Annotated in this window: 4 protein-coding genes; all 4 read left to right on the forward strand. The window is 73.7% G+C overall.

Annotated elements, in window-relative coordinates; translation table 11 throughout:
- Positions 1-372: hypothetical protein (locus tag VIB55_RS05245; RefSeq protein ID WP_331875614.1), on the forward strand; the 372-nt coding region annotated here is incomplete at its 5' end.
- Entirely contained in the window at positions 369-1355 is a 987-nt protein-coding gene (locus VIB55_RS05250; protein ID WP_331875615.1) for a VWA domain-containing protein, read from the forward strand. The genes VIB55_RS05245 and VIB55_RS05250, both read left to right, overlap by 4 nt.
- Positions 1316-2386 carry a VWA domain-containing protein gene (locus tag VIB55_RS05255; protein WP_331875616.1) on the forward strand — a complete coding sequence of 357 codons (1071 nt, stop codon included), beginning with the start codon at positions 1316-1318 and terminating at the stop codon, positions 2384-2386. Before VIB55_RS05250 ends, VIB55_RS05255 begins: the two co-directional genes overlap by 40 nt.
- Complete coding sequence (locus VIB55_RS05260) at positions 2383-3072, forward strand: CDC27 family protein (protein ID WP_331875617.1); 690 nt, start codon at positions 2383-2385, stop codon at positions 3070-3072. Before VIB55_RS05255 ends, VIB55_RS05260 begins: the two co-directional genes overlap by 4 nt.
- The last annotated feature ends 64 nt before the right edge of the window (positions 3073-3136 follow it).

Below are 3136 nucleotides of genomic sequence, written 5' to 3' on the forward strand. Positions count from 1 at the left end.
ACGCGTGTGGTGGCGGATGCGCGGCAGCACGCGCTGGCGGAGCTGGACCGGGTGCGCGCGTCGGGGCTGGCGGAGGCGGGCGACCTGGAGGGTTTCTACGCGCGGACGAGCGCCGTCCTGCGCGAGTTCATGGCCTCCACCGATGCTGCGCTCGGGGTAGACCTGACCAGCCACGAACTGATGGACCGCCTGTCGCGCAACGGCTCGCGGCCGGACGAGCTCGAGCGGCTGGCGGACGTGCTCGCGGATGCCGACCTCGCCAAGTTCGCCCGCCGCCCCCCCACCGCCGACCGTGCGCTGGACGACTGGGGCGCGGCGCGGCGCTGGGTGGAGTCGTTCGGCCACGCCGGCGCGGGGGAGGGTGGCCAATGACGCTCCATCTCGCAAATCCGTGGGCGCTGCTGCTCCTGCTGCTGGTTCCCGCGTGGCTCTGGTGGATCCGCCGACGGCAGCCCACCGCGCTCACCTTCGCCCGTGCCGGGACGCTGGGCGACGCCGCGGAAGGCCGGGGCTCGTTCCTCGGTATCCTGCCGGATGCCATGCGCGCGGGCGCGTTCGCCTGGCTGGTGATCGCGCTCGCGGGGCCGCGGACGGGCGCGACGGTGGTGCAGGACGAAACCGAGGGCATCGCGATCGTAGTGGCGGTGGACGCGTCCGAGTCGATGCTGGCGGAAGACATGCGCCCCCGGAACCGGCTGGGCGCGGCCAAGCAGATCATCGGCCGCTTCATCCAGAGCCGCGAACACGACCGCATCGCGCTGGTGGCGTTCGGGAGCGAGGCCATGACGCGAGTGCCGCTGACCCGCGACTACGCCGAGCTGCTGCAGTCGCTGACGGCCATCCGCGGCGCCGAACTGGGCGTAGGCACGGCGATCGGCGACGCCCTGGCGGCCTCGGCCAACCGGCTGCGGCGCGCGCCCGAGAAGTCGAAGGTGGTGGTGCTGATGAGCGATGGCGTGAACAACAGCGGCGCCGTGGCACCGATCGACGCGGCCCGGGCCGCGAAGGCGCTGGGCATCCGCGTGTACACCATCGGCGTGGGCACCGACACGGCGGGGCGGCGGCAGGCGGCGGAAGGGGGCGAGCGGGTGCGATACGTCCTGCGCCAGGCCCGCATCGACGAGGGCACCATGGCCGACATCGCGCGGACGACGGGGGGACGCTACTTCCGCGCGCGGGACACGGAGGCGCTGGGCCGCATCTACCGCGAGATCGACCGCATGGAGCGTACGCCCGTGCAGACCCGGCGCTACGTGCGGCACCGCGACTGGTACCTGCCCTTCCTGCTGGCCGGGGCGGTGCTGCTGATCCTGGAATGGCTCTTTCGCGCCACCCGCTGGGGGAGGGTGCCGTGATGCGCTGGGCCGACCCGTTCCTGCTTCACCTGATCCCGCTCTTTCCCGCGCTGGTGGCTGCCGCGCTGCTGCTGTGGTGGCGCAGGCGGCGCGACGTGGCCGACGCGCTGGGAGACCCCGCGCTGGTGCGGCGGCTGGCGGGTACTGACCTGCGAGCCTTCCCCCGCCGCCGCGCCGCGCTGCTGATCCCCGCCGCCGCGCTCCTGGGCCTGGCCGCCGCCGGCCCGCGCTGGGGCGAGGTGCGTGTGGACGGCGTTCCGCGTGGAGACGTGGTGCTGGTGCTGGACGCATCCAACTCCATGCTGGTGGAAGACGTGCGGCCCAATCGCTTGGAGCGGCAGCGCGAGATCGCGCGGACGCTGGTCCGGCGGCTGGAGGGCTCGCGCGTGGGCCTGGTGGCCTTCGCCGGCAGCGGCCACGTGCTGACGCCGCTGACCGACGACTTCAGCGCCCTCAACCTCTACCTCGACGCGCTGGGGCCCGACATCGTGCACCAAACCGGGTCGTCGCTCTACTCGGCGCTGGCGGAGGCCGTGAACCTGCTCGACGTACCCGGCGCGGGGGAGAACCCGGGGTCCATTGTCCTGATCACCGACGGTGAGGCGCTGGAGCCGGCGAGCATGGTCGGGCTGTCGCTGGACCGGGCCGTCCGGCGCCGCGTGGCCATCCACACCGTGGGCCTGGGCACCGCCGCGGGAGGCCCTGTACCCAACGTAGACCCCGAAACCGGACGCCGCCGCGGGTTCAAGCGCGATCCCGAGACACGCGAAACCGCCGTCTCGCGGCTGGAGCGGCCGGTGCTTTCCGCCATCGCCCGAACGACGGGTGGAACGATGCAGGTGATGCCGAGCGCGCAGGCGGTAGCGGCCCTGGCGAACGCCGCCGCGTCGGGCGGGCGGGGGCCGGGCGGGGGAGATTCGCATCCGGACAACCGCTACGAGTGGTTCCTGGCGCTGGCGCTCGCGCTGATCGCCGCGGATGCTTTGTCCGAGCACCGCCGTCCGCGCCCCCGCCCCGAGGAGCGCCCATGACACCCCGCCTGCTGACGATCTTCGTCCTGCTCGCGATCGGCGGGGGAGCCGTGGCGGAGGGCAACCGCCACTACCGCGCGGGCGACTACCGCCGCGCAGCGGAAGCGTACTCCCGCGCGATGGCGGATGGAGATTCGTCCGCCGCCGTCCGCTACAACCTTGGAACGGCGCTGCTGCGGTTGGGACGCCACGATGAGGGCCGCGCGCACCTGGAGGCTGCGGGCCGCGCACGGGCGCCGCGCCCGCCGCTTCCCTTCCGCGCAGCCTTCAACGCGGGGAATGCTGACCTGGCCCCGGTCGCCGCCGGCCAGGTGCCTGACGATGAGCGGATCTCGAGACTGACGCGTGCCGTCGGCGCCTACCGCCGCGCCCTGCTGGCGGACCCCACTGACGCGGACGCGAAGTGGAACCTGGAGCTGGCGCAGCGGCTGCTGCAGCGAGAGAGCGGGGGCGGAGCGAACGACGACGAGAACGACGATCCGCAGCCGCAGGGCGGGGGCGGAGGCGAGCAGCCCTCACCCGCCGCGCCGACGCCGCAGCCCAGCCCGTCGGCGGGCGAGGATGGGCCGATGACGCCCCAGCAGGCGCAGCGCATCCTGTCCGGCGCCGAGCAGCGCGAGCAGGGGGTTCAGCGGCGGCAGTTGAAGAAGGACCAGGAACGGCTGCACGGGGTGAGGGACTGGTAGGGCGCCGCTGGGAAACAGGATCGGAGCGGTTCGACTGATTCCCGTGCTCCGGCGGGCGCCCCCC

The organism is Longimicrobium sp. (assembly GCF_036554565.1).
Taxonomy (GTDB): Bacteria; Gemmatimonadota; Gemmatimonadetes; order Longimicrobiales; family Longimicrobiaceae; genus Longimicrobium.